Source organism: Thermodesulfitimonas autotrophica (genome assembly GCF_003815015.1).
GTDB classification, from domain to species: domain Bacteria; phylum Bacillota; class Desulfotomaculia; order Desulfotomaculales; family Ammonificaceae; genus Thermodesulfitimonas; species Thermodesulfitimonas autotrophica.
Genome location: NZ_RKRE01000001.1, coordinates 70,489 through 96,679, shown reverse-complemented (window position 1 = coordinate 96,679; position 26,191 = coordinate 70,489). Strand labels below are relative to the sequence as shown.

Below are 26,191 nucleotides of genomic sequence, written 5' to 3'. Positions count from 1 at the left end.
GCAAGGAAAACATTCTACAAGATGCTCACCGGATCGACATCCACGCTTAGCCTGACCCCCGAACCACGGCGGCACAAAAAGGACGTTAAAACCTCGCGGCAGGCGTCACGCACCGCCCGTCCGCTCTTCCCTTTTAGAATAATATGCCACCGGTAAAAACCCTTTAATTTGCCGAAAGGACACGGAGCTGGCCCCAGAACCTCTTCCCCTCCCACTATCTCCCGTGCCGCCGCTCCAAAAGCCGTCGCTTCCCGCACCACCTTTTCCTCCGTCTCCCCGCTGAAGACAACCCGCACCAGCGCGGCGTAAGGCGGGTAACCGAAGCGCTGCCGCAACGCAAGCTCCCGCCGCGCAAAGGAGAAAAAATCCTGCCGGGCGCTATAGCGGACCGCGTAATGCTCCGGACAGTGGGACTGGATCACCACCTCGCCGGGCAGAGGCCCTCGCCCGGCACGTCCGGCTACCTGGTAAAGAAGCTGGAAGGTCCGCTCGGCGGCCCGAAAATCGGGGAGCAGCAAGGTCGTATCCGCATTAAGGACACCGACAAGCGTAACCCCAGGCACATCCAGCCCTTTCGCAATCATTTGCGTCCCGATCAGGATGTCGATCTCTCCCCTTTTAAAAGCGTCGAGAAGCGCCGCGTGACTGCCGCGGCGGGCCGTCGTCTCTGCGTCCATCCGGGCAATGCGGGCTTCCGGAAAAAGCGCCCGCGCCTCCTCCTCAACCCTTTGCGTCCCGGCGCCAAACCAGCCGAGCCGCTCGTCGCCGCACCGGGGGCAGCGCGGCCGGTAGCGGGCCCGGTAATAGCAGTAGTGACAGAATAAAGTATCCGGCCGGTGGTAGCTAAGCGCAATGTCGCAGTTGGGGCAGCGGATGACGTGCCCGCACGCCTGGCAGAGTACGAAGGCCGCAAACCCTTTCCGGTTGAGGAAAAGGAGGACCTGTTCCCGCTGCCTTATTTTCTCCCGTACCCGCGCGACAAGAAAGTTGCTGAAGAGAGAAACGGTGCCTGCCCGGAACTCTTCCCGCAGGTCAACAACCCGCACAGCCGGCATGGGGCGCCCGTCAACCCGGCTGCTCAGCCTCAACTGCCGGTAGCGCCCGCTGAGACAGCGCGCGACCGATTCGAGAGCTGGCGTCGCACTGCCGAGCACCGCCACCGCCCCTTCCAGCCTGGCACGGGCCAGCGCCACCTCCCGGGCGTGGTAGCGGGGCGATTGTTCCTGTTTATAAGCGGGCTCGTGCTCTTCGTCTACCACGATCAGCCCGAGCCGCGCCGTCGGCGCGAAAACCGCCGAGCGCGCGCCGAGCACCACGCCCGCCTCGCCCGCACGCACCCGTTCCCACGCGTCGTGCCGCTCCGCCGGAACCAGGGCGCTATGGGTTACCGCTACCTGATTGCCAAAGCGCGCTTTAAACTGAAGCACCATCTGGTGCGCCAGGGCAATTTCCGGGACGAGAACAATCGCCTGCCGCCCAGCACTTAAAGCTGCCGCCACAGCGCGCAGGTAAACCTCCGTTTTACCGCTTCCGGTCACCCCGTGGAGAAAAAAAATTTCCGGCCGCCCCGCCGCAATCGCCTTGTCTATTTCACTAAACGCGCCCTCCTGCTCCGGCGTCAGGAGCGGCGGGGGCGTAGGATCAAGCGCCACATCCTCGTAAGGTTCCCGGCGGCGGCTTACCTTTTCGCTGATTACCAGGCCCTTTCTGATCAGGGCCGCTACCACACTGGCACTGACACCCGCCTCGCGCATCAAGGCCTGCCGCGTCATCCCCGGCTGAGCCGCCAAGACACTGAGCGCCCGCGCCTGAGCGGGCGCCTTCAGCTCTTCTATCGCTGCAAGGATCTCGCCGGCGTCGCCGCGGGGCCAGAGCCACTCCGTTTCCCGCCGCCGGCCGCCCTTCGGCGCCGGCCCGCTCACCGCCGCCAGCGCGTCTAACAGGGTACAGAGGTACCGGGAGGAAAGCCACCCGGCGAGGGTGAGCAGGGCAGCAGGAATTGGTTTGCCCTCCAGCACCCTGATAATTTCCCGGGTTTTGATCCCCGGCGGGCAATCAGCGCTCACGTCCAGCACGAATCCGGTAACGACCTGCGCTCCTAAAGGAACCGCCACCCGTACGCCGGGAACCACTGTCTCTACCAGGGCGGGCGGAACGGCGTAAGTGAACACCCCTCCGTTGCGCACCGGTCGTTCAACCACGACCTGCGCGTATTTCCGTTCATCCACGTTCCACCCTATCCTCCCGCAACTCCAAAACGGCATCCAGGATGCGGTGGGCCACAGCGTACTTCTCCATTTTCGGCAGCTCGAGGAACTGCCCGTCACGGAAAACAAGACTCACCACGTTCGTATCGACCGCAAATCCCGCCCCTTCCTGCCGCACGTCGTTCGCGACCACGAGGTCGAGGTTCTTTTTTAACGCCTTCGCCTGCGCGTGCGCCACTAGGTCCCCCGTTTCGGCAGCAAAACCGACCAGGAGCCGGTTCCCCTTGATCCTGCCAAGCTCTTCTATAATGTCGGGGTTCGGAACGAGATCCAGCGTCACGGGTACGGTGCCCTTTTTTATCTTTTCGCGGGAGACAGTGGCGGGCCGGTAGTCACTTACCGCCGCCGCCATAACTACTACGTCGGCCGCACCGAAAGCTTCTAAGACCGCTTCCCGCATTTCCAGGGCCGTTTCCACCGCCTTGAAGGAGATGCCCGGAGGCGGGGGAAGCGCCGTCGGGCCACTGATCAAAGTTACACGGGCACCCCGGTCCCGGGCTGCCCGTGCCACCGCGTAACCCATTTTCCCGGAACTCCGGTTCGTCAGATAGCGCACCGGGTCCAGGGCTTCCCGGGTCGGTCCGGCGGTCACCAGGACCCCCAGACCCGCCATATCTTTCTGCACCAGGGCCCCCCGGATGAACTCCACCGCCGTATCTGGCGGCGGCAGGCGCCCCGGTCCGGTTTCGCCGCAAGCCAGGCGCCCGGTTTCCGGGGGCACGATCACATAACCTCGCGCCGCGAGCCGGCGGAGATTCTCTTGAACCGGAGGACTTGTGTACATCCGGGCGTTCATTGCCGGGCAGAGGACCACCGGGCCCTCGAAGGCCAAGAGGAGGGTGGTCAGCAGGTCGGACGCTAACCCCCACGCCGCCTGGCCAACAAAATGGGCCGTCGCGGGGTAGACAACCAGCAGGTCGCTTTCCCGGGCCAGCGTGATGTGCGGCAAGGGATCCGCACCTTCAAAGAGCCCGGTATAAACCGCACCACCGGATAGGACCTGCAGGGTGAGCGGGCGGATGAACTCCTGCGCCGCGCGGGTCATCACCACCCGCACCACAGCGCCCTCGTCCCGCAGGCGGGAAATAAGTTCGGCCGCCTTGTAAGCCCCGATACCCCCCGTTACGCCGATGGTAATTCTTTTTCCCTCAAGCAGCTTGACCATTGACCTTTACCGGCACCCGCAGACAGAACTACTTGACACCCTTCTTCGGCAGGATGAACTTCACCCTGCCCGCCGCGATATCCCGCAACCCTTGCGAAACCGGTTTGATTCCGTCATCCAAGAGCCCTGCATTGATCTTGTCCGTCACGTAGCGGGCCTGCTTGGCCGCAACAATCGCTAGTACGTAACGATTCTTGGAAACCTTGAGCAGGTCGTCGAGCGGCGGTTCGTTCATCGGCATACTTTTTTATCCTGATCCCCCTTCATCCCTTACGCGAAATCAAGATTTAGGTAGCGCGGCCGGCACTTTTCCGCCGTCCTAATGGCGTTTATTTTGCCCACCACATCCTCTACGCGCTCGTTGACGATGGCGTAATCGTAGTTGCGGTAAAAAGAAAGTTCCTTCTGCGCCCAGCGCAGTCTCTCTTCAACCGCCGCGCCACTCTCGGTTCCCCTCTGCGTCAACCTCGCCCGCAGCTCCTCAAGCGACGGCGGGAGAATGAAGATCAAAATGCTGTCGGGAACTTTCTCCCGGACCTTGAAGCCCCCTTGAACATCGATTTCGAGGACCACGTCTCTGCCCGCGGTCCGCGCCTCTACTACCGGTCCGAGCGGTGTCCCGTAATAGTACGAGTAAACGCGCGCCCACTCTAACAACTCGTCCTGCGCAATCAACTGCAGAAAGCGCTCTTCCGAAACAAAAAAATAATCTTTCCCCTCCTTTTCCCCAATACGCGGTGGGCGCGTGGTCATAGAAATGGAGAGATAAAGCGTTGGGTCACGCTCGATCAGCCTACGGCAGATAGTCCCTTTCCCCACTCCCGAAGGACCGGAAAGCACCAGGAGGAGCCCCGCGCTCAATCCTTCTGCTCCTCCACACCCGCGCCCTTCGGCGTAAGCCGGTGCGCCACCGTCTCAGGCTGCACGGCGGAAAGGATAACGTGGTCCGAATCCATGATGATGACTGCCCGCGTCCGCCGGCCGTACGTGGCATCGACCAACATTCCGCGATCGCGAGCTTCCGTAATGATCCGCTTGATCGGCGCCGATTCGGGACTCACAATGGCGATAATCCTGTTCGCCGAAACGATATTCCCGAAGCCGATGTTAATAAGCTTGATATCCAAGAAACTCCCCTCCTCAGCATTCTCAAGTGATTCAAAGGGTTAAACCTGTGGCCAGATATTCCTAAGGAAGGCTTACTCTAAATTCTGAACCTGCTCCCGCATCTTTTCGACTTCGCTCTTCGCTTCAATGACAAACTGGCTGATACTCAGATTCTGAGCTTTGGCGCCAATGGTGTTGAGTTCCCGGAAGATTTCCTGCAGCAAGAAATCGAGCTGCCGGCCCGCCGGTTCACCCGCAGTTAGCGTTTCCCTAGCCCGCGCAATGTGGCTTTTGATCCGCACTACTTCCTCGCTGATGTCCGCCCGCTCGGCCAGAAGCGCCGCCTCCGCTGCCAACCGTTCCGGCCCGAGCACGGCGGCGAAATCCTTGAGCCGCTCCGCCAGTCTTTCCCGGTAAGAGCGTGCCACTTCTGGTGCTTGTCCTTCAATCAGCCCGCAAATTGAGGCCAGATGTTCCAGACGCCGGCGAATGTCTTCAGCCAAGACGCGGCCCTCCGCTTCTCTGGCCGCGCAAAGCCGCCCAAGCGCTTCCCGCGCCGCCCCCTCGATTAAAGGCCACATTCTGCTGACGTCAACCGGGATTTCGTTAACCTTTAAAACGCCTGGTTGGAGAACGATATCCTGCAAATGGGCCGTCCCTGTAAGCCCCAAACAAACCCGCAAATCCTCCATCGCCTTATAATAAGCGATGGCCAGCTCCTTGTCAACGCTTACTGCTATATTTTTACTGCCCCGCTCTTCGATCTCCACGTAAACGTCAACCCGGCCCCGGACAACTTCCTCCCGCACCAGACGCCGCAACGCATCCTCGAAAAAGATGTAGGCCCGCGGTAACCGGATCACCACATCGCAGTAGCGGTGATTGAGCGTCTTTATTTCCACCGTGACTTTACCGTCCGCACCAACTGCTTCACCGCGGCCGTAGCCGGTCATGCTTCGCAACCTTCTCCCACCCCCTTTGATCCTCATCCCGCTTGAGGTTATTTTTCTGCCCAAAGCAGAAAATCCCTGCAAAATAAAAAGCCCGTAACCAATTTTAGATTGGTTTGAGCTTTAATTCAAGTAAAAAAACCACTTTCGATAATTTCCGTCTGGTTATCAGTCGCGTGCACTCTCGATTATATAATTGATGCCGTTGATGGAAATAACCATTCGCCCTTTTGGCAGTTTTCCAAGGTACGCTTCAAACTCTTTCAGCTCTTCTACTATCCGTGTTTCATCCGGCAGCACGCCGCTTTCCGGCCGCACAGCCTCTGCCGCCTCCAGCGCATCCGCCTCGCTGCCGCCGGCGCCCTCAGCCCCAGCCGCCGCAAAAGGCCTGATTACGAGATCCTCCTTTTCCCGCTCCGTAGCCACGCTTGCGGGAGAAGCCGGCAGCTCGACCGCCACGTCGAAACACGCGCTCACCAGCCAACTCTGTCCCTCGCTGGTGACATCGGTCACTACACCGGTCACCGCCAGCGCAACGGTGTCACCGCATTCTCCGTCCGCCGCAGCCGGCACCACACCGCGCAGCAGACGCGGCACGCACTTCACCCGGTAGGCGGGTTCGCCATCGACCCCCGCAACGCTGTAAAGGACGAGGAGTTCCGCCAGCCCGAAGACGACGACTTCGCCCGGACGGCGGACAACCCCTTCCAGTTCCACCCGCCCTGGGTGGCAGGCGATTACCGCTCCTCCCGGCGGCAAATCGAACGTTACTTCTGCCGTCAACCGGCAGTTGCCGGCAGTTCCCGTCACCGCTTTCACCTCCACGTTACCAACGAGGGCGGGAGCGCCCTGCGGCGCTCCTGCCCCCTCCGCCGCGCCGCCTTACCCCACGTCCTCAATACTCTCGGGTAGCACAGGGATCGACAACCGGCGCGACAACGGCCACATCGATCTGCTCCGGGCGCAGAACCTTGAGGGTCACTTCCACAACCGTCTTCTGTTTCGCCGCCACAACGCAGCCCTCAGCGTCACTTTCGAGCGGGATGAAGAAGTTGCAGCCGTCCTTTACCCCGGCCGCCTCGACCTGGCAGATATCCCCCGGCTGTGCCCCCGGGATTTCCACAAACCCGGCAAAGGGCAGTACCAGTTCATGGTAAATCAGGTGGCCCTCCCGGCAACCACACTCGTTCGGGGGCTCTTTGTAGATGATGTTTTTCTGTAATTCCCCGTTGAAGACCACCTTATCGGTGCAGACATGACAGCCGGTGATCTTGACGTCGGTCCGCTCCTCCACCACCTTGAAAACCGGCGTGCAGAATTTAATCCTGTCGCTCACTACGAGCACCTGGGTGGTCCCTTCGCCCACCACCACATCGGCCTTGATGAGCATGAGTCTACCTCCCTCACCTCAAGAATTATAGCCGATTCTCTGCCGCTCAACAGCTCGGTAGCTTACACCGTCGCTATCACCCCGGCCACGCCCTTTTTACCGAGCACCAACCGCCGGCCCGTGACGTGGTGGCGTCGCAACCCGACAGGACTATACCGCAACCTGTTCGACGCGGGTTACCTTCAGTTTCACCTCGACGATCACCTTCTCCACAGCAATCCTGATCCCCGCTGCGTCCGCCATCAGGGGAACCAGGAAGTTGCCATCCCCAACCCCGGCAGACTCAACCTGGCAGTTGTCGCCCGGTTTGGCGCCAGGAAGCGCCACGAAACCGCTGAAGGGCAACTTCATCTCGTGGTAAAGAATCCTCCCCTCACCGGTGGCGGGATGCGGTCGCTCTTTGTAAATCAGGTTTTTGGTGAGTGTCCCGTTAAACAGCACCTTGTCGGTGCAGACAAGGCAGTGGTCGATGCTCACCTCGACAACCTCATCGAGAAGGCTGTAAACAGGTGTGTGAAACGTTACCGGATCACTCACGATGAGAAGCTGGGTTCTGGCCTCGCCCACCACCACTTCGGTCTTGATGCGCACGCTCACGCCCTCCTTGGTTTAACGTCAGGCGCTTACCGCAACCTCGATCTGTTCGGTGCGCACGACCTTTACGGTGATGTCCACGATGGTCTTCTGCATCGCTTCCTCCACGAGTTCAACCGCACCGCAGGGAATGGTTCTTGTCGGCAGCAGAAAATTACAGTCTTTAGTGCCGGCAAACTCGATCTGGCACCCGTCGCCCACCTGCGCACCTGGCACGTCAACAAACCCGGCAAACGGCACCTCTACCTCCACCCAGCGGACCTCGCCGGGCGTCTTCGTATCGGGCTGCCCGGCCTTGTAAATGATGTTTTTGACCAGCCTGCCGTTAAAGATCACCTTATCCGTGCAGACCAGGCAGTCGCTGACCTCGGCCGTAAGGTCCTCTTGGATCACCTTGTAAAGTGGCGGGTCAAACCGTATCGCGTCTTTGATCACCAGCACCTGCGTCGTTGCCTCACCAACCACCACTTCCGTTTTGATCAGCGCCATTATCCTCTCCCCCTCACAAGTTTTTGCGCCCTCAATGTCCTACCAGCGAAACGCCGTCGATGTCCGCGACTCCACTGCCTTCCTTCACAAATATAACCCTCGCCCACGCCGCCCCCGGTGGTGCACAGTCGGTGAGGCGGCTGTACGAACCGTAGTCACTTCTGGGCCGCGCGAAAACAAGCCGGGTCCCGGTTCCGATCACCTCCCGGCCCGGGCCAAGCCATTCGACCGCCGCCCGAACCTGCCCGGAGGATTCGGGCAAGCGGAGCAAGAAGCGGAAGTCGAAACAACAACCGGGGATGATCGGCACATCCTGGTAGATGGTCGCGTCCGCCGCCGGTGCAGCACCCAGGCGAACCGCGCAGCGCCCCGTGCCAGCCTCCTCCCACCGGAGGAAATTCCTGCCCTCCCAAAAAAGCGGCCGCCCATCCTCCCACTCTTCAAAATCTCCGTTTGCCAACCGTTCACCCCTTAACCGGTAAGCCGCTGCATGACAAACCTGAACCGCTTTCCCGGGGGGGCCCGGATCGCCTTTTGGTCCCGGCGGCCCCTGGGGCCCAGGCGGCCCCGACTGCCCCTCGCGCCCTAGCGTGGTGATAAGCTTGAGCAGCACCAGGAAGGCCAGAAATTCCGCAAACTCCCGCTTTTTCTCGCTGCCGGCTCCTTCCTCCCTTCCGCCCTCTGTCGCCAGAGGCCGGAGCACAGCCTCCCCCCCGGCGGCCGCGCGCAGCTCCGGCGGGTCACCCACGCTTTCTGTACCGTGTTGCGCCCTCTGTCCCCCCGGCGCAACTGTCGCCCGCCCGCTCTTCCCCGCATACCCGGAACCGTGGGTCAGTAGCCGGGTTGCCCGGGAAAGCGGGTAAGGATGCGCTTCCCAGCCCGCAGGCCCCCGAAAGAACCGCAAGACCAAGGCTTTCCCCCCCTTCTGTATCAGTTTATTAAGGAGGGGAAAAACGGTTACAAAAAGAAAAAGGGCCCCCTGTGGGTTCTGACGAACCCGCGGCCCCTCCGGGCGTCGCCAGTAAACGCGCGCCGCCCTGGACTTTCTATTTTCGCTACTTTGACATCCCGCAACTCGCCGTCTACCGCCGGTGGTTTCACTACCAATCTATGTTAGCATTGACAGAACGTTACAATATACAAAAATCCCGGCGGTCGCCGGGATTTGCGCCAGAGAAAAGTCTATTCTTGCTCCTTTGTCCTGTTAGGCGAAAGAGGCGAGTACGGCGGCCAGGCGATCCATTCCCGCAGCAATGTTCTCGCGGGAAGTGGCGTAAGAGAAACGGAGGAAGCGGTCGTCACCGAAGGCCGCCCCTGGCACCACCGCGACCTTCGCCTCTTCCAGCAGGAGCGCCGCCAAGTCGGTCGCGCTTTCCACCACTCTACCTTTGAAGCTCCGGCCGAAGTAGGCCGAAACGTCCGGAAAAACGTAAAAAGCCCCGGCCGGCCTTCTACACCGTACCCCCGGCAGCGCGGTGAGGCGTTCGAGGATGTACTCCCGCCGGGCGGCAAAAGCCGCGACCATCGCGCTAACCGGCTCTTGCGGGCCATTAAGCGCCGCCACCGCCGCCGCCTGGGCGATGGAGGTCGGGTTGGAGGTGCTGTGGCTCTGGAGGTCCGCCATCGCCTTCGCCACTTCGGCCGGCGCGGCCGCGTACCCGATCCGCCAGCCGGTCATCGCGTAGGCTTTGGAAACGCCGTTCACCACTACCGTCCGCGCCTTGACTTCTGGACCAAGACTGGCGATGCTTACGTGTTTTGCCCCGTCGTAGATGAGTTTTTCGTAAATCTCGTCGGAAAGGACCCAGATATCCGCCTCCACCACCACTGCCGCCAGCGCCTGGAGCTCCGCTGCGGTGTAAACGCTCCCGGTCGGATTTGAAGGGCTGTTAAGGATCAAAAGGCGCGTCCGCGGCGTCAAAACGGCCGCCAGCTCTGCGGGCGTCAGCTTGAAGTCATTCTCCGGCCGGGTGGCTACAACCACCGGCTCGGCTCCCGCAAGCTTCACCTGCTCAATGTAACTTACCCAGTAAGGCGCCGGGACGATTACTTCGTCCCCTTCATCCACAAGGACCTGGAGGGCGTTGTAAAGGGAGTGCTTGGCCCCGCAGGAAACCACGATCTCGCCCGGGCTGTAGGAAAGGCCGTTTTCCCGCAACAGCTTGGCACAGATCGTCTGCCGGAGCTCAAGGGTACCCGGAACCGGGGTGTAGCGCGTCATCCCCCGCGCCATGGCCTCGATAGCCGCCGCCTTGATATGCTCCGGCGTGTCGAAATCGGGCTCGCCCACCCCGAAATTGATGATCTTTTCGCCCGCAGCCGCCAGTTCCTTGGCCCGGGCGTCAATAGATAGGGTGGGTGAGGGGCTGATCTTTGTCGCGCGCCGCGCAAGCCGCACAAAAACCACCTCCGGCTAAAAAGTTACCCTGCCTAAGAGTTGTTTCATCCGCCCGAAGGCTTCCTGCAGGCGCTCGGTAGGCAGGGTGAGTGAAATCCGGAAGTAACCGGCGCCATACTTTCCGTAGCCCGTCCCGGGCGTGACCACCACGCCCGCCCCCTCGATCAGGTGCTCCGCAAAGGATTCTGCGGTATAGCCCCGGGGCACTGGAAGCCACAGGTAGAAGGTCGCCCGGGGGGGGTTGAGCACCCAGCCCATCTCCCGCAGCGCGGCTACCGCGATGTCGCGCCGCTTTTTGTAAAGGGCGTTTACCTCGGCCAAACAATCCTGCGGCCCACTAAGCCCGGCAATCGCCGCACACTGCACCACCTGAAAAACGCCGGAATCGATGTTTGATTTTAACCGCCCGAGGACCTCAACCACATCCGCCTTGCCCGCCGCCCAACCGCAGCGCCAGCCGGTCATGTTGTAGGGTTTCGAAACGGAGCCGAACTCTATCCCCACCTCTTTAGCCCCAGGCACTTCTAAAAAGCTCGGTGGCCGGTAACCATCGTAAGCGATCTCCGTGTAGGCCGCATCATGGCAGACGATGATGTCAAACTCCCGGGCGAAGGCGACCACCGTGGCGAAGAAGTCTCGCTCCGCCACCGCCGCCGTCGGGTTGTTCGGGTAGTTAAGAAACATTAGCTTGGCCCGCCGCGCCACCTCGGTCGGAATGTCTTCGAGGCGCGGCAAGAACCCGTTCTCGGGCAGCAGCGGCATGAGGTAAGGTTCGCCCCCGGCAAGGATGGTCCCGCCCGCGTAAACCGGGTAGCCCGGGTCCGGAACCAGCACCGTATCCCCCGGGTTGACGTAACACCAGGCAATATGGGCGATTCCTTCTTTAGAACCGATGAGCGAAACGACCTCGCTTCCGGGGTCGAGCACGACCCCGAAACGCCGGGCGTACCAGTCGGCCACCGCCTTGCGGAAGGCGGCCATCCCTACCGACGAGGGGTACTGGTGGTGCGCCGGGTTGTAGAGCTGCCGACCAGCTTCCGCCACGATGTGCTCGGGTGTCGGCCGGTCGGGATCGCCGATCCCAAGGCTGATCACATCGACGCCCGCCGCCTTTTTTTGCTCGATAAGCCGCTCGATGCGGGCGAAAAGGTAGGGGGGTAAATTCTTGACTCTTTGGGCAACTTCCGGCAAGTCTAAGAGAGCCTCCTTCCCAAATTTGTCTGCCTCCAGCGTGCGCCTGCGGGACGGCCACAAAACGTGCTCAGCCGCCCGGTTCCTCACCCAGCCATTCGCCGGCAAAGACCGCTGCTGCCGGCCCGGTCATGTACACATGGTTATCCGCCGCCCAGCGAATGAAGAGCTCCCCGCCCGGGAGGCCCACCCGCACCTGACGGCCCGTAAGTCCGTTGAGCGCGCCGGCCACGGCGGCGGCGCAAGCGCCGGTCCCGCAGGCGAGAGTCGCGCCCGCCCCCCGCTCCCAGACCCGCACCCGGATGCGTTCCGGGTTGAGAACCTGGACGAACTCTACGTTGGTACGCCGCGGGAAGGCCGGATGGTGCTCGATTTTTGGGCCCAGCGCCGCAAGATCAACCGCCGCCACGTCGGAAACAAATATGACGCAGTGCGGGTTCCCGAAGGAAACCGCGGTAACCCGGAAACTTTCCCCCGCCACCGTTAGCAGCTCATTGATCACGCGGCCCGGCGGCCCATCCATCGGGATCGCTCCTCGTTCGAGAACGGGCTCGCCCATGTCGACTTCTACCGTGGCCACCCGTTCCCCTGCAAGGTGCAGCCGCGGAATAAGGATTCCCGCACCCGTTTCCACCCGTAGCGCCGTTTTCCTTACCATCCCGGACTCATAAGCATACTTGGCGACACACCGGATCGCGTTCCCGCACATCTCCGCTTCCGAACCGTCCGGATTGAAAATCCGCATCCGGAGGTCGGCCTTCTCCGAAGGAAGGACAAAGACCAGGCCGTCCGCCCCCACGCCGAAATGGCGGTCGCAAACGACCCGTGCCAGCGTGTCAGGCTGCTCCGGAACGCTGTCGGCCTTTACCACCACAAAATCGTTACCTAACCCGTGCATCTTCAGAAACCGCAAAGACGCCACCTACCCCTGCAACCATGTTGCCTCTCGTCCGGCACACCCGCCGCCGGTGCGCCTTTTAACCCCACCGGTTTCAAGCCTTTCCGGCAAGGGAAATGATCGCCGTCACCAGCCGGGCAAGGTCCACTAAATCGGCTACCGCAATCTGCTCCTCGGTCGTATGCACCTTCTCCATTCCCGTGGCGAGGTTCACCGTCGGAATCCCGCGGGCGTTAAGGATGTTGGCGTCGCTACCGCCACCGCTCTGCGTCAAAACCGGTTGCAGGCCGCAGCGCCGCGCCGCCTCCTGGGCAATACGTACCACGGGCTCGCTCTCCCTGAGGTCGAAGCCCTCGTAAAGAAGCTCCACCTGCACCTCGGCCCGGGCCCCCGCGCCGCGCGCCGTTTCCTCTAAGATCCGGCAGATGAGTGCGGTATGCTCGGCCCGGCGCGCGCTTTTGAGACTGCGCACCTCTCCTTCGAGGTAAACATTATCGGGAACAATGTTCACGGCCTTACCACCGCTGATGATGCCGATGTTGGCGGTAGTTTCCGGATCAATCCGGCCCAGCGGCATCGCCGCGATCGCCCGCGCCGCAACGTAGATCGCGTTGACCCCGTCCTCCGGGTTGACGCCGGCGTGGGCCGCCCGTCCGTACACCGTAGCCGTAATCTTATCCTGCGAAGGCGCGCGGACCACCACTTCGCCAGGTCGCCCCGTGGCATCCAGGACGAAGCCTAGATCTGCCCGTACCGAAGCATCAAGCGCTTTTGCCCCTAAGAGCCCCGTCTCCTCGCAGACCGTGAATACCACCGTGATTGCAGGGTGACCGGGTTTCTCGGCCACCACCCACCGCAGCGCCTCTAAAATAGCGGCGATTCCGGCCTTATCGTCGGCAGCCAGGATCGTTTTCCCCGCCGGGCGAATAATGCCGTCGGCCCCAACAACCGGCTCGATTCCCCTTCCCGGTTCCACGGTATCCATGTGCGCGCAGAAAAGGAGGTGCGGCCCCGCCACCCTACCGGGGAGGTGAGCAATAACGTTTCCCGCGCCTTCTCTACCCCCTCCAGCGCCGTCTTCGGTAACGCTCAGGCCTAAATCCGCCAGCCTGCCCTTCAAAAGCTCACCAAGCCAGCGCTCTTGCCCCGATACGCTATCGATACGCACGAGCTCCAAAAACTCGTTGAGCAGCCGCTCTCTGTTTACCACGGCGCCCACCCCCTTTCCCCTCCGGCTTTTCAGCCGCTTCCTTGCGGCACATCCCCGGCTTTACCGCCGGCCGCCGCCCCCGCCAGCCTTGCTCCCGCCGCCAGCGCCTCCTTGTTCACCGCAATCAGGTTATGCCGGTGGGGCGGCAAAACTTTCGGCAGCGCCTCAACGGCGCGCTGCAGCGAAGTCACCCCGCTTATTGCCAGGTAGGCCCCTAACATCACGTTACAGGCCACCTTGACATTGCCTAACCGCTCAGCAATTTCGTTTGCCTGCACCGCAAGCACCCGCACGTCCTCCCGCTGGGGCGGCCGGTTAATAAGTGAAGCGTTATAAATGATGAGACCGCCGGGCTTCACTGCCGGCGCAAACTTATCGAGGGAAGGCTGGTTCATCGCAATGAGCGTATCCGGTTCTACCACCAGGGGCGAACTTATGGGGCCGTCGGCGATGGTCACCCCGCAGTTCGCCGTGCCGCCCCGCATCTCCGGGCCATAGGACGGTATCCACGCCACGTTCAGACCCTCGGCCATCGCCGCATAGGCGAGAAGCATCCCGGTAGAAAGGATACCCTGCCCGCCAAAACCCGCCAGAAGAACCTCCGCCAACATTATCCTTCCCCCTCCGGCACTTTGAACTCCCCGAGCGGAAAAACCGGGATCATTTTCTCTTCCACCCATTTAAGTGCTTCCGGGGGACTCAGACCCCAGTTGGTCGGGCAGGTTGAAAGGACCTCCACGAGTGAGAAGCCGCGCCCGGCAAGCTGGACCTTAAAGGCCCGTAAAATCGCCTGCTTGGCGCGCAGGATATTCTTAGGGCTGTTCACCGCCACCCGGGCGACGAACGCCGCCCCATCAATGGTGGCGATCATTTCCGCTACTTTTAGCGGGTAACCCGCTTCTGCTACCTGCCGCCCGAAAGGGGTGGTAGTCGTTTTCTGGCCCACTAGCGTCGTGGGCGCCATCTGGCCGCCGGTCATACCGTAAACGGCGTTGTTGACGAAGACCGTGGTAATCTTTTCACCCCGCGCGGCGGCGTGAACGACCTCCGCCGTGCCAATAGCCGCAAGGTCACCGTCTCCCTGGTAGGTGAAAACAACCCGGTCCGGCAAAACCCTCTTCACCCCGGTAGCCACCGCTGGTGCCCGGCCATGCGCCGCCTCAATCATGTCGCAGTTGAAGTACTCGTAGGCAAAAACGGCGCACCCCACGGGGCAGATGCCGACCGTTCGCTCCAGCACCCCGAGTTCCACCAGCGCCTCGGCCACCAGGCGGTGGATGACGCCGTGGGTGCATCCCGGGCAGTAGTGAAAGGGCTTGCCCGTAAGCCCTGCCGTTGGCTTCAAGCAAACCGTCATTACCGCAACCCCTCCCATATGGCCTCGGCCTGGGATAGCACCTCGGCCACCGTTGTAAGCATACCCCCGGTGCGGCCGTAGAAATAAACCGGCCGGCGCCCGCAGACGGCTAACCGCACATCCTCCACCATCTGCCCGGCGTTCATCTCCACCACCAAAAAAGCCCGCGCCCTCTCCGCCGCCCGCACCAGCGGGACATCGGGGAAGGGATAAAGCGTCACCGGCCGGATAAGACCTGCCGGAATATCCGCCGCCCGGAGCCTATCCACTACCGCCTTCGCGATTCTGGCCACCATCCCGAAGGCCACCAGGACCAGTCCCGCATCTTCAACCCGGTATTCCTCCCAGCGTTTTTCCCTCTCCGCCATCTGGCGGTACTTTTCTTGGAGCCGCAGGTTCACCTTTTCCATTTCCTCCGGCTCGATATAGAGCGAGTTTACGATATTGCGCGTCTTACGGCCCAGCATACCGGTAGTTGCCCAGGGTTTTGGCGGCGGGCTTACCTCCGGCAGGGGCCCGAGTTCCACAGGCTCCATCATCTGACCCAAAATGCCGTCGCCCACTACCATCACCGGATTGCGGTACTTATCTGCTAGGTCGAAGGCCAGCGCCATTAGGTCGATAACCTCCTGGACCGAGGCCGGCGCCAAGACGAGCAACCGGTAATCTCCGTGTCCCCCACCCTTTACCGCTTGGAAATAATCCCCCTGGGCGGGGGCGATATTCCCTAACCCCGGCCCCCCGCGCATGATGTTCACAATAACGCAGGGAAGCTCAGCACACGCGATATAAGAGATGCCCTCCTGCATCAGACTAATCCCGGGGCTCGAAGACGAGGTCATCACCCGGGCGCCGGCAGCCGCCGCGCCGTAAACCATGTTAATGGCGGCCAGCTCGCTCTCCGCCTGCAGGTAAACGCCGCCGACCTGGGGCAGCCGCCGCGCTAAGTAGTGAGGAATCTCACTCTGGGGCGTTATCGGGTAACCAAAGAAGAACCGGCAGCCGGCCCTTACCGCACCCTCACCGAAAGCCTCGTTTCCCTTCATCAAGACCTTATTCATTGGCTGCCCTCCTCTCCCGCACCACCGTTACCGCAAGATCCGGGCAGATGTAAAAGCAGAACCCGCAGCCGGTACACTTGCCCGGGTCGCTAAGCGTCGCCGGGTGAAAACCCTGCGCGTTGATCTCGGGAGAGAGAACAATGATCTTTTTGGGACAGACGCTGACGCAAAGCTCGCAACCTTTGCACCGTTCCGTATTGAAAGTAATTTTAGACATATAAACTCCTCCGTCGCAAAAGTTGGCTCCAAAGCAAACCGCGCAGGCTCCGGCAAGGCTACGTGCTCCCTCAGGTCCAAGGCAGGCGCAGGAAGATTTCGAGCGGGAGCACCCGCCCCGCCACCCCACCAACCGCCGCCGCCAGACGGGCCGCAACCGCGGTGAAGGCCACCGGAATACCGAGCTGAGCGCTCGCCTCCCGGACAACCGACAGCCCTTCCAGCACCACCGCGGCAGACGTATCCGGGCCGAGGTGCGTATTATTAACCAGATAGTCTACATCCAGCCGTGCGGCCGCCGCCACTTCTTGCACCGCAGCCCCAATCTCCGCCGCCGTGGCCATGAAGGGCCGCCGGGTGTTGACCACAAAAAAGAAGCGGTATTCGCCCGCCGGGAGGTAGGGCCGGTACGCCCCGAGCACCGTGGCCCCGATCCCGTCACCGCCGACATCAAAGACGACCGGCCTGTTCGCGGCAAGGGCACCCTTTACGGCGGCCGGCAGCGCCGGCAAGTCCCCTTGCGCCAGCTCCTTTGGCGGGCAGATTACCGTGACGCCGCGTTTTTGGAGCTCTTCCCGCAGCACCCGCGAACGAAGGAAAGGGTTAATAAGATCGAGGTCTACCAGGAGAACCGCATCCGCCGCCGGCTTGCGCGCCCTGCTCCGTTGCTGCGCTAAGTAGCAGGCTACGTTTACGGCCACGGTCGTCTTCCCGCTGCCCAGCGGCCCCGCAAAAATGTTAACCCTGCCCGCCGTGACCTCAAGCACCTGTAGGGTGACCTTTTCCACCAACCCTTCACCTTCAATCCCGCCGCCCCAGGCGGTCCAAAAAATTGAGCACCCGGTTGCGGGCGATGATCTCCGTCAGCGAGTAACGCTCCGTCAGGAGGTGGAGCAGAATAAACCCTCCCAGCACACCAGCCCGCACCGCAACATCGCAGCCCCAGACGACCGTCAGCCCGAGCACCGCCCCTAAAGAATTAGAACCGGCATCGCCCATCATCGCCCGCGCCGCGAGATCGCCGGGCAGAAACGCCAGCAACGCCCCGCAGACCAGCCAGAGAAAGAGCAATTCCTCTTTTCCCCAAGCCGCCCAGGTGAGGATAGCAGCGGCCAATAGAAAAACCTTTCCGGCCCGGCCCGGCCGGAGGTCAAAGAGGTTCATCGCGTTAACCGTCAGGGCCACCACCGCCGCGTTCAGCAGTGCCTCCCCCGGCGTCGCACCCGGCAGAAAAAGGATCAGGCTACCGGCCGCTATAGCCAAGGCCTTCAGCGCCCCCGTGGTCAACTCGCCGCGTAAGAGCCGGCCAAAGTGCCCCTTAAACCCCGATACCGCCCGCGAGCCCCAGGCATCGTCAATGACCCCCACCAGGGTGGTCAACGCCAGCAAAAAAAGGAAGGCCACCGTCCTTTCCAGTGGTAGCCGCCCCGGGCAGAGAACAACGCCTGCGAGAACCGGAGGCAGGACCGCAAAAAAGAAGAGCATCCCGGCGCCCACAGGTATCGCCTGTCCCCGGTAATTGGGCCGCACCGCGCCGCCGTTCACTAAGAGGCGCCTGAAAGGCCCGTAACTCCCGCGGGCGCAGGCAAAACCGGCCAGCAAGGCCACCGGGAGAAGCCACGCTTCCATTCAGCCGCTCTCCCTGCCCGGCCGCCGCAATTCAAAGAGAAGGCGGCTTAGCGTCAAAAGCACGTCGCGGAATTGGCGGCCCCGGTGGATAAAACCGCCGAGATCCCGGCCCGTCTCCCGGTGGCGCATAACAACCGGGATTTCCCTGATCCGGAACCCTTTCCGGGCCGCTCTGATGGTAAGGGCCACCTCAACGCCGTAGCCCCGGGCAAACGGCAGCACACACTGCAGCACCTCCCGCGACAGGGCCCGCTGCCCGGAAAGGGGCGCGGTGACCTCCAACCCGGTGAAATAACGGATGCCCGCTCGCGCGAGCCCCTTCACCAGCCCGAAGCCCGCCTTCTTCCCGGTAGAGGGGAAACGGGCCACCGTCATATCCGCTTCACCCCGCAAAATCGGGAGGATAAGCGCCCGCGCTTCCCGGGCCGACTCGCCAAGGTCGGCGTCAAGCAGCACCACCACGTCGCCGCTCGCCCCGGCCACGCCGTGGTTTAGAGCGGCGCCCTTCCCCCGGTTAGCAGGCAGGCGCAACACCTTCGCACCCGCCTTTTCCGCCAGCGCTGCCGTTTCGTCGGTCGAAGCATCGTCAACCACGATGACTTCAGCCACCTCGGGAAGCTCGCGCACCGCGCGGACCGTAGCCGCAATCCGCGCCGCCTCGTTGTAAGCCGGAATAACCACCGAAACCCGCTTCATCTGGCTCCTCCGGCGGGATATGGCGGTAGGAAATGCTTCTCGCCGGCGCCACCGCCGTAATGGCCCGGGTAACCCGAAAGCGCCAGGATCAACCCCACCCGCCCCCAAGGCGTCTCGCCATCCGCTACGGTACTTATTTTCCGCTTCTGGTACTCTTCAATACCTTTTCCGGCTTCTTCCCCGGTGCCGACGGCAACCACCGTTACGCCTTCCTTTACCAGACCGTCGAGCAATGCGAGATCAAACCGCCCGGCGCGGGCGCCTCGCTCGTCCCCAAAATCGCCGATAACGACACCGGCCTGGACCGGCAGCGCAAAGTCGCCGGTAACCCGGATAAGCCGTTGCTCGGCAAGGTAGCGCACCAAATTCGGGTTCTGGCCGGTAGCCACCGCCCGGCCTAGCTCATTGGCAAGGCGGTCGCTCACCGCCGTAGGATCCTTCTCCGCCCAGCCCAGATCTGCGCTGATCTTAGGAGCCGCACCGGCAACGTCGAAACCGCTAACCAGGGTTACCACCGGTCCCACCACAGCGCCGGCCGTTTTTAAATCGTTTAAGAGCTCTGGCGATGCCGGGCCGCCGACCTCAAAAACGGCTACCCGGACATTCTGGAGCCGCCCGGCAATCGCGAAAGGAACAACCTCCCGCGCAAAAGCCGTCAGCGCGGCGTTCTCCGCCTCCACCCGCTCGCATCGCTCCTGAACCTTTACATTTTCCAACCGGAGAACGTTGAGCTGCTTCTCTAAACGGTCAGCCAGCTGTTCCTGTTGTTTCGTGAGCGCCTCGTTTCCCACCATGGTAGTACCGATGAGGATCCCGAGTCCCAGCATTAAGAAAACCGCAACCAGGGTGATGATGTGGTAGCGGATGTCGATAATCAACGCCCGACTCTCCTTTGACTTAAAGCCCGAGCAAGACCCGGAACTGGATGAGGATAAGCCTCAGCAGCTGACGGATCGAAGGGGAGATTATCGCCACGGCAGCGAAGGGCAAAAGGGCGGCCGCCACCACCTGGGCCAGGTAACGGAACTTGACCCGGCTCCGGTAGAGCTGCGAAACCCCCTTGGCGTCAACCAGGATTGCGCCCACCTTGAGCCGCACCAAAAAGGTGCTCCCCATCCCGCGGCGCCCTTTTTCCAGGAAATCGAGAACGTTGGAATGGGTACCGACGGCAACGATAAGCCGCGCTCCCTTTTCGTACGCCAGTAACATGGCCACGTCTTCGCTCGTTCCGGCAAGCGGCAGGGTGACGGCAGGGATACCCAACTCCCGCACTTTTTTAAGCCCCGGCGCCTCCCCGTTCGGGTAAGCGTGCACCACCACGTCCGTGGCCTCCCGCAGCGCCTGGTCGCTCACGCTGTCCATATCGCCGATCACGATATCCGGGCGGTAGCCGAACTCCCGCAGGGCGTCCGCGCCGCCGTCAACCCCGATCAGAACCGGCCGCACCTCGTTGATGTAGGGACGGATCGCCTGCAGGTCCTCCTTATAGTTGAAACCCCGCACCACAACCAGGGCGTGCCTGCCCTCAAGCCGCGTCTTGAGCGGCGGCACGGGCACCGCCCCGGCGATCAGGTTGACCTCCTTACGGGCGTAGGCCAAGGTGTTATCCACAAACCGGACTAATACCTCGCCGAGGCGCTCCTTCGCCGCGGCCATACCGGCAAGGACCCTCTCCCGCGTCAGCGGCTCACCGCGAGCGATCAAGGCACCGTTCAGGAATACCGCCCCGTCAGCAACCTCTACCTCCGCCCCCTCCGGGATTTCCATCACCGCCGGACCAAGGGCATCGACAATGGGAATACCGGCATCCAAGAGCATCAAGGGCCCCTCGTTCGGGTAATCGGGCGAAAGCGACTTTTCCGCGTTGAGCACCAGCCGGCAGCGACTTTCGATTAACCCCTGCGCCGCAAGTTTATCGATGCCTCCGTGGCTGATTACCGCAATTTCGCCTGGTTGCAGGCGCCGCACCAGGTTCTTCGTGCGCCGGTCAACGCGTGCTCGGCCTCTGACGACCATTTCTCTGCCACCTTACCGTTTATAAACCAGTATAAATCTTTTGGCTGGTAAGTCAAGGACAGGCCCCGCTCTATTTAAGATATGCATTCCGGAACCTGCTAACGCACAAAAGCAAGAGGCCTGAAGGCCCCGCTCGCGCAAAAACCGCTCCGCCCTACCGCAGTAGCCGGTTCGCCGCATAACGCTAACTTAAGAGACCTGACCGGTCGGTCAGGCCTCTTTCCTTCATCAACTCACCCTTGACTCCAGCCGTAGTTTATCGGCGATCATGGCGATAAACTCCGAGTTGGTCGGTTTGCCCTTGGCCATGTTGACCGTATAGCCGAAAAACTTAGAGATCGCCTCCATATTCCCCCGGTCCCAGGCCAGTTCGATGGCGTGTCTGATCGCCCGCTCGACCCGGCTGGGCGTGGTGTTGTACTTCTGCGCGATCATCGGGTAGAGCTCCTTGGTGATACCGCCTAACAGGTTTATCTCTTCCACAACCATCAGGATCGCGTCCCGCAGGTAGTGGTAGCCTTTAATGTGTGCCGGGACGCCGATCTCGTGGATGATATTGGTAACCGCTACGTCAAGGTTCCGGGGTTTCGTCGGGGCAATAAAGGGAGTGCTGGTCGCCGTGCCGTCGCCAAGCTGCTTGATCCGGTTCGCCAAGACGCTGAAGTTAAAGGGTTTGACCACGTAATAGTCGGCCCCTAACTCCACCGCACGCTGCGTTACCGTCTCCTGCCCTAACGCCGTCAGCACAATGAACTTGGGCCGGTAGGTGGCGGCGCTACTGGCAAATTTCTCCAGCACGCCTATCCCGTCCAGGTGGGGCATAATGATGTCGAGGATCACTACATCGGGCCGGGTTTCTTCAATCAACTGGATTGCTTCCAGCCCGTTATAAGCCACGCCAACCAGCTCAAAATCGGGCTGCTGACTCAGGTAGTCCTTCAACAACTCACAGAACTCCCGGTTATCGTCGGCCACGAGAATGCGGACCAGTCTGCTCAAAGTTAAATGCCCCCTTTTGTTACCTAATTAACTTTTTGGTAAATCAGTAAATTCTGCAGCAGTCAAAAATATCCTGCTACCCTGGCGTAAAAAAACTTTCGAATTGGATATTTTTGTAACCACTTCATTCCTGCTTTATATAATATTTTACAACAGCCTTCAGCAGGGAAGGTCTGAGTTCATCGAAAAATGTCGGCTTCACCTCCGGGAAGGCGAGCAGACCGCACGCCCGCACCATCCGCTCCGCGAAGATGCCGTAGCCCTTTTCCGGCGTGCTGATAAAAACGTGCGTCACCGCGCCGACCAGGCGCCCGTCCTGAATGAGGGGGCTCCCGCTCATCCCCTGAATGATCCCCCCTGTAAAGTGCAGCAACCGGGGATCGGTAACCCGCACGATAAGATCCTTTCTCCCCCTCTCGTAAAAGGGGTTTACCCGCTGAATCTCAACGTCAAAGCTTTCGAGTCTGTTTCCCGTAAGCACGGTGAGCATCTGCGCCCTTCCGGGGTGTACCTGGTGGGCGAGGGCTACGGGAATAGGGGCCCTAAAAAGGGGATGCTCCGGCAGGCGGTTTAAATGGCCGAAAATGCCGTACTCGGTATTAGCCTCAATCGTGCCCGAAAGAGAAGAGTTTTCGTTTATGACCCCGATTTTCTCGCCCGGTTTGCCCTTCTCTCCCGGGCGTACGCCCTGGATGAAGGCCTCCACTAAGGAGCCCTTGGCCAGCTCCACGGGATGAGCGGTGGTCGCATCCATAACGACATGACCGAGGGCGCCGTAAAGCCTCGTCTCCGGGTGGTAGAAGGTGAGCGTGCCGACGCCCGCGGTGGCGTCTCTAATCAGAAGACCGATCCGGTAGCAGCCCGCGCGCCGGCACAGGCGCGGTTGGACCTCAAAGCGGAGCAGCCGCCCGCGCCGGTTCACCTGCAGCACAACCGGACGCCCCTCCCGTCCGGCGCGGCAAATCGCTTCCTTCACCACCTGATCGCTCGTCGCCGGGCGACCGTCAATACTCAGGATCAAGTCCCCGACCATTAATCCCGCTCGCGCGGCCGGACTCACCCGGGAACCGTCCGTAGCGATAACATCCGCGTAGCCGATCACGATTACCCCTTTGGCATGCAGGAGCAACCCAACCGCCTGGCCGCCCGGATAAACCCGCGGTACCGGACGGACCTCAAAGACCAGGGTTTTAAGGGGGATGAGACCGTGCAGGGCAACCCGCGCTTGAAAGGTGCCGGGTGCGGTGAACCGGAGTCCTCTACCTATCGGCTGGCCTCCACCCCCGCGTCCGTTATCCGCCGTTACCAGGACCAGGTGTTTCTGGATCGCCGGGGGGAAAAGGTTGTTGAAACTCAGCCATTCACCGAGGGCCAGGCTCTGTTTGACCGGCCAGAAGGCCGCGGCAAGATAGTTCAGGGTAAAAAAAAGGAGAAAAAAAGAAAAGACCGCGAAAAGGCGCAGTTTTCGTGGCAATGTGGCACCCCTCCGGGCAAATAATCTACCCGGAGGGTAAAAGCTTTATGTAGTTTCCGGCGTAACTTGCCCGTCGCTTTCTAGGAGCACCCGCGCGTGCTCCGCGGCGGTTTCAGGCGAACCCCCTACCAGACGGGCGATCTCCGCCACCCTCGCCGCCCCGCTGACCGGGGCAACCCGCACCACCGCGCGCCCCGCCGCGATTTCCTTGGTGATAACGTAATGAACGGCGCCCCGTGCGGCAACCACCGCCTGGTGGGTAATACAGAGCACCTGCCGCCGCGCGGCGAGTAAATTAAGCCGGGAAGCGACCGCTTCCAGCGCCCGGCCGCTGATCCCGGTGTCAACCTCGTCAAGAAAGAGTGTTCCCACTTTATCGGCCGCCGCCGTGAGGACCTTCAAGGCGAACAGGGTCCTGATGGCCTCCCCGCCGGAAGCGATCCGGGATAGAGGTTTGAGCGGCTCGCCCGGGTTGGGACTGAAAAGGAATTCGACCTCTTGCAACCCGCGCGGGTTCGGGACCTGGGCTACGGGGGCGAAGGTAATCCGGAACGACGTCCGTTCCATGGCTAAACGGGCAAGTTCCTCCTCTACCGCCCTTTCGAGCCGCCGGGCGGCCTCTTCCCGGCCTTCCTGCAACCTCGCCGCTGCCGCCTGCCACTCCGATAGCCAGCGCTCCGCCTCCGCCTCCAGACCGGCTGTCGTCTCTTCCTCCCGGACCAACGTTTCCAGCGCGGCGGCCGCCTCCGCCCGGAAGCGCAGGATCGCCTCAACCGTTTCCCCGTACTTGCGGCTGAGGCGCCGGAAGAGTTCTAATCTTTCCTCCACCAGATCGAGGCGGCGCGGGTCGTGCTCTGCGCGGTCGGTTAGGCGTTCCAGTTCCCGCGCCGCCTCCACGATGAGCGCCACCGCCTCCCGCAACGCCTGCGCATAATACCCCATTTCCTCCCGGTACTTGGCAATCTCGGCTAAAATGGCCGCCGCCTCACCCACGCTTTCTACGGCCGCATGATCCTCTCCGGTCAAGAAGGCCCGCGCCCGGGCACCTAACTCGGTCAGCCGGACCGCATTTAGCAGCCATTCCCGTTCCCGGAGCAGTTCTTCAATCTCCCCGGGGCGAAAAGCCGCCCGGTCGATCTCGGCGATCTGGTAGCGCAGGGTATCGGCCTCTCGCGCCCGCGCCCGCGCCGCGCCCGCCGCCGCAGCCGCTTTCTCCCGCGCCGCGTGCCAGCGCCGGTAAAGCCGCTCCACCTCCCCGGCCAGCCGCCCCAACCCCGCATAAGCATCGAGAACCGCCAACTGCTTCGCCGGGGTAAGGAGCGCCTGTTCCTCCCCCTGGATCAGAAACTCAACCAGCTCCTCTGCGGCCTCCCGGCAGAGGCTGAGCGGCACCGCGTGGCCGTTGACCCGGCAGAGGCTCTTTCCCTGGCGGTACAACTCCCGGCGAAAAAAAAGGTGCCCCTCCTCAAGCTCGATCCCACTCTCGGCCAGGCACTGCGGTACCTCCTGGACCGCAAACACGGCCTCGATGACCGCCTTTTCGGCGCCGGTCCGGATGTAATCGGCGGCAGCGCGCTTACCCAGCGCCAGCATAAGCGCTTCGAGGATGATTGATTTACCGGCTCCGGTCTCGCCCGTTAAAACATTGAGCCCCGGACCGAACTCAACCGTTAAGTCATCAATGAGCGCCACATTTCTGATCGTTAAGCTCCGGAGCATTACTCCCGCTTCTCTCCCGCCAGCAGAGCCCGCAGCCGGTTCCGCACCTCGGCGGCCCGGCCCCGGGGTTTGACGACAATCAAAAAGGTATCGTCCCCGGCTACCGTTCCGACAACACCAGGCCACTCCACCTGATCGATTGCCGACGCCACACCCTGCGCCGCCCCCGGAAAAGTCTTGACGACCACTAAATTCTCGCTCGTCTCGACGTCGACCACCGCGTCCCGTATTAGCCGGCGGAAGCGCGCCTCGTCAAGGTCGCCTTTCCCCCGGGTCCGCGGGGCAACGTAGCGTAGCCTGCCGTCTGCGGCGACCTTCACCAGTCCCAGTTCCCTGATATCCCGCGAAACCGTAGCCTGGGTGACCTTAAAACCGGCCGCGGCGAGAGCCCGTACCAGATCCCGCTGGCTGGTAATAGGATGCTCCTTGATCAGCTGAAGGATTTTCTGCTGGCGTACGCGTTTCATCCCACCCTGCTCCTCACTGACGGCACTCTTCTATGCCGTGCAGCAGCAGTTTCCGGCGCAAAACGGAATAAAAGCTCCGCTCTCCGGTCCTGATCAGCCGCAGAGGCCGCGGATAGCGCCTCACGGTCAGCCAGTCTCCGGCCAGCAGCGGCAGGTTTTCGTGCCCGTCAACCGAGAGGCCAAAGCCGGCGACGCTCGTCTCGAGAAAAACCTCTACCACCGCGCCGCCGCCCACCACCATCGGCCGCACCATGTACGAATGAGCGCAGATAGGAGTGAGGATGATCGCGTCTACCCCGGGTGCGACCACCGGACCGCCGGCAGAAAAAGAGTAGGCAGTCGAACCGGTAGGAGTGGCGATGATGATCCCGTCGCCGTTGTACTTCATCGCGCAGTGTCCGTCCACCCGCACCTCCAGGCGGCAGGGCCGGCTGAGCGCCCCCCGCCCCACGACGCAATCATTGAGCGCGACGACCTCCCGCACCGTAGCCCCCGCACGCCGGATGCCGCCCCAAAGAAGCAGCCGTTCCTCCGTGCAGTAGCGCCCCGCCAGAACCTGCTCCAGTCCGGAAAAGAGCTCCTCCGGCCCGAGCTCGGTAAGAAAACCCAAGCGTCCGAGGTTTATCCCTAACACCGGGATGCCGGCCGGAGCGGCAACCGGAACGCAGGAAAGGAGGGTCCCGTCCCCACCAAGGGAGAAAAGCGCCTCCGCCGCTTCCCGCATCCTTTCCCGGTCAACCCCTTCCATCCCCACCAGGCGGGCGTGTTCCCGCAAAACGAGCACCTTTACCCCGTGTCCGGCAAGAAAACGCACGATCTCCCGGGCCACCGGCGCAATTTTTTCTCCTAGCGCCGGGTTAAGAATCAACCCCACAACTTTAATACCCACTGTATCCCA

Annotated in this window: 29 protein-coding genes; all 29 read right to left on the bottom strand. The window is 61.8% G+C overall.

The features are described 5' to 3' along the window. Positions 1 to 14 precede the first annotated feature (14 nt). Entirely contained in the window at positions 15 to 2,228 is a 2,214-nt protein-coding gene (gene priA / locus EDD75_RS00505) for a replication restart helicase PriA (RefSeq protein ID WP_170157640.1), read from the bottom strand. Then, entirely contained in the window at positions 2,221 to 3,432 is a 1,212-nt protein-coding gene (coaBC, locus tag EDD75_RS00500; RefSeq protein WP_211328024.1) for a bifunctional phosphopantothenoylcysteine decarboxylase/phosphopantothenate--cysteine ligase CoaBC, read from the bottom strand. The genes priA and coaBC overlap by 8 nt, the downstream gene beginning before the upstream one ends. Before the next feature lie 28 nt (positions 3,433 to 3,460). Beyond that, the gene (gene rpoZ / locus EDD75_RS00495) at positions 3,461 to 3,673 is read right to left on the bottom strand and encodes a DNA-directed RNA polymerase subunit omega (RefSeq protein ID WP_123926485.1); all 213 of its coding nucleotides are present in this window, start codon (positions 3,671 to 3,673) and stop codon (positions 3,461 to 3,463) included. A 29-nt stretch (positions 3,674 to 3,702) separates the two neighbouring features. After that, the gene (gene gmk / locus EDD75_RS00490) at positions 3,703 to 4,293 is read right to left on the bottom strand and encodes a guanylate kinase (protein WP_123926482.1); all 591 of its coding nucleotides are present in this window, start codon (positions 4,291 to 4,293) and stop codon (positions 3,703 to 3,705) included. Then, a complete protein-coding gene (gene remA / locus EDD75_RS00485) occupies positions 4,290 to 4,559 on the bottom strand; it encodes an extracellular matrix/biofilm regulator RemA (protein WP_123926479.1) in 270 nt (89 codons plus the stop codon). Before remA ends, gmk begins: the two co-directional genes overlap by 4 nt. Before the next feature lie 72 nt (positions 4,560 to 4,631). Further along, the gene (locus EDD75_RS00480) at positions 4,632 to 5,492 is read right to left on the bottom strand and encodes a YicC/YloC family endoribonuclease (protein ID WP_170157639.1); all 861 of its coding nucleotides are present in this window, start codon (positions 5,490 to 5,492) and stop codon (positions 4,632 to 4,634) included. 165 nt (positions 5,493 to 5,657) lie between these two features. Next, the gene (locus EDD75_RS00475) at positions 5,658 to 6,299 is read right to left on the bottom strand and encodes a hypothetical protein (protein ID WP_123926473.1); all 642 of its coding nucleotides are present in this window, start codon (positions 6,297 to 6,299) and stop codon (positions 5,658 to 5,660) included. An 85-nt stretch (positions 6,300 to 6,384) separates the two neighbouring features. Then, positions 6,385 to 6,879, bottom strand: coding sequence for a DUF3794 domain-containing protein (locus EDD75_RS00470; RefSeq protein ID WP_123926470.1), 495 nt, complete (start codon positions 6,877 to 6,879; stop codon positions 6,385 to 6,387). Positions 6,880 to 7,029: 150 nt separating this feature from the next. Continuing rightward, entirely contained in the window at positions 7,030 to 7,470 is a 441-nt protein-coding gene (locus EDD75_RS00465) for a DUF3794 domain-containing protein (RefSeq protein WP_123926467.1), read from the bottom strand. 24 nt (positions 7,471 to 7,494) lie between these two features. After that, positions 7,495 to 7,962 carry a DUF3794 domain-containing protein gene (locus EDD75_RS00460; RefSeq protein WP_123926465.1) on the bottom strand — a complete coding sequence of 156 codons (468 nt, stop codon included), beginning with the start codon at positions 7,960 to 7,962 and terminating at the stop codon, positions 7,495 to 7,497. Positions 7,963 to 7,993: 31 nt separating this feature from the next. After that, complete coding sequence (locus EDD75_RS11075; protein WP_170157638.1) at positions 7,994 to 8,872, bottom strand: hypothetical protein; 879 nt, start codon at positions 8,870 to 8,872, stop codon at positions 7,994 to 7,996. A gap of 294 nt (positions 8,873 to 9,166) precedes the next feature. Continuing rightward, positions 9,167 to 10,360 carry a pyridoxal phosphate-dependent aminotransferase gene (locus EDD75_RS00450; protein WP_123926462.1) on the bottom strand — a complete coding sequence of 398 codons (1,194 nt, stop codon included), beginning with the start codon at positions 10,358 to 10,360 and terminating at the stop codon, positions 9,167 to 9,169. A 15-nt stretch (positions 10,361 to 10,375) separates the two neighbouring features. Further along, positions 10,376 to 11,551, bottom strand: coding sequence for an LL-diaminopimelate aminotransferase (locus EDD75_RS00445; protein ID WP_123926459.1), 1,176 nt, complete (start codon positions 11,549 to 11,551; stop codon positions 10,376 to 10,378). A 70-nt stretch (positions 11,552 to 11,621) separates the two neighbouring features. Beyond that, complete coding sequence (gene dapF, locus EDD75_RS00440) at positions 11,622 to 12,464, bottom strand: diaminopimelate epimerase (protein ID WP_123926456.1); 843 nt, start codon at positions 12,462 to 12,464, stop codon at positions 11,622 to 11,624. 79 nt (positions 12,465 to 12,543) lie between these two features. Then, the gene (locus tag EDD75_RS00435) at positions 12,544 to 13,659 is read right to left on the bottom strand and encodes a M20/M25/M40 family metallo-hydrolase (protein ID WP_123926453.1); all 1,116 of its coding nucleotides are present in this window, start codon (positions 13,657 to 13,659) and stop codon (positions 12,544 to 12,546) included. Between the two features lie 29 nt (positions 13,660 to 13,688). Continuing rightward, positions 13,689 to 14,270: a 2-oxoacid:ferredoxin oxidoreductase subunit gamma family protein gene (locus EDD75_RS00430; protein WP_123926450.1), complete on the bottom strand. Its 582-nt coding sequence runs from the start codon at positions 14,268 to 14,270 to the stop codon at positions 13,689 to 13,691. Then, positions 14,270 to 15,016 (bottom strand): thiamine pyrophosphate-dependent enzyme, encoded by a 747-nt coding sequence (locus EDD75_RS00425; RefSeq protein ID WP_123926447.1) that lies wholly within the window; start codon positions 15,014 to 15,016, stop codon positions 14,270 to 14,272. The genes EDD75_RS00430 and EDD75_RS00425 overlap by 1 nt, the downstream gene beginning before the upstream one ends. Beyond that, on the bottom strand, positions 15,016 to 16,077 hold the full coding sequence (locus tag EDD75_RS00420) for a 3-methyl-2-oxobutanoate dehydrogenase subunit VorB (RefSeq protein WP_123926444.1): 1,062 nt from the start codon (positions 16,075 to 16,077) through the stop codon (positions 15,016 to 15,018). Before EDD75_RS00420 ends, EDD75_RS00425 begins: the two co-directional genes overlap by 1 nt. Beyond that, entirely contained in the window at positions 16,070 to 16,294 is a 225-nt protein-coding gene (locus EDD75_RS00415) for a 4Fe-4S binding protein (protein ID WP_123926440.1), read from the bottom strand. Before EDD75_RS00415 ends, EDD75_RS00420 begins: the two co-directional genes overlap by 8 nt. Positions 16,295 to 16,364: 70 nt before the next feature. Continuing rightward, the gene (locus EDD75_RS00410; RefSeq protein ID WP_123926437.1) at positions 16,365 to 17,081 is read right to left on the bottom strand and encodes a P-loop NTPase family protein; all 717 of its coding nucleotides are present in this window, start codon (positions 17,079 to 17,081) and stop codon (positions 16,365 to 16,367) included. Positions 17,082 to 17,094: 13 nt separating this feature from the next. Beyond that, entirely contained in the window at positions 17,095 to 17,922 is an 828-nt protein-coding gene (locus tag EDD75_RS00405; RefSeq protein ID WP_123926434.1) for an MraY family glycosyltransferase, read from the bottom strand. Then, positions 17,923 to 18,618 carry a glycosyltransferase family 2 protein gene (locus tag EDD75_RS00400; protein WP_123926431.1) on the bottom strand — a complete coding sequence of 232 codons (696 nt, stop codon included), beginning with the start codon at positions 18,616 to 18,618 and terminating at the stop codon, positions 17,923 to 17,925. Beyond that, positions 18,615 to 19,496: a copper transporter gene (locus EDD75_RS00395; protein ID WP_123926428.1), complete on the bottom strand. Its 882-nt coding sequence runs from the start codon at positions 19,494 to 19,496 to the stop codon at positions 18,615 to 18,617. The genes EDD75_RS00400 and EDD75_RS00395 overlap by 4 nt, the downstream gene beginning before the upstream one ends. Positions 19,497 to 19,515: 19 nt before the next feature. Then, positions 19,516 to 20,634, bottom strand: coding sequence for a putative cytokinetic ring protein SteA (gene steA / locus EDD75_RS00390; protein ID WP_123926426.1), 1,119 nt, complete (start codon positions 20,632 to 20,634; stop codon positions 19,516 to 19,518). A gap of 228 nt (positions 20,635 to 20,862) precedes the next feature. Next, positions 20,863 to 21,633: a sporulation transcription factor Spo0A gene (gene spo0A, locus EDD75_RS00385; RefSeq protein ID WP_123926423.1), complete on the bottom strand. Its 771-nt coding sequence runs from the start codon at positions 21,631 to 21,633 to the stop codon at positions 20,863 to 20,865. Positions 21,634 to 21,757: 124 nt separating this feature from the next. Further along, the gene (gene spoIVB, locus EDD75_RS00380; RefSeq protein ID WP_123926420.1) at positions 21,758 to 23,107 is read right to left on the bottom strand and encodes a SpoIVB peptidase; all 1,350 of its coding nucleotides are present in this window, start codon (positions 23,105 to 23,107) and stop codon (positions 21,758 to 21,760) included. Between the two features lie 45 nt (positions 23,108 to 23,152). Continuing rightward, positions 23,153 to 24,826: a DNA repair protein RecN gene (recN, locus tag EDD75_RS00375; protein WP_123926417.1), complete on the bottom strand. Its 1,674-nt coding sequence runs from the start codon at positions 24,824 to 24,826 to the stop codon at positions 23,153 to 23,155. Continuing rightward, the gene (argR, locus tag EDD75_RS00370) at positions 24,826 to 25,293 is read right to left on the bottom strand and encodes an arginine repressor (protein ID WP_123926414.1); all 468 of its coding nucleotides are present in this window, start codon (positions 25,291 to 25,293) and stop codon (positions 24,826 to 24,828) included. The genes recN and argR overlap by 1 nt, the downstream gene beginning before the upstream one ends. A 13-nt stretch (positions 25,294 to 25,306) precedes the next feature. After that, positions 25,307 to 26,182, bottom strand: a complete 876-nt coding sequence (locus EDD75_RS00365; protein ID WP_123926412.1) for an NAD(+)/NADH kinase — start codon at positions 26,180 to 26,182, stop codon at positions 25,307 to 25,309. Positions 26,183 to 26,191 lie beyond the last annotated feature (9 nt).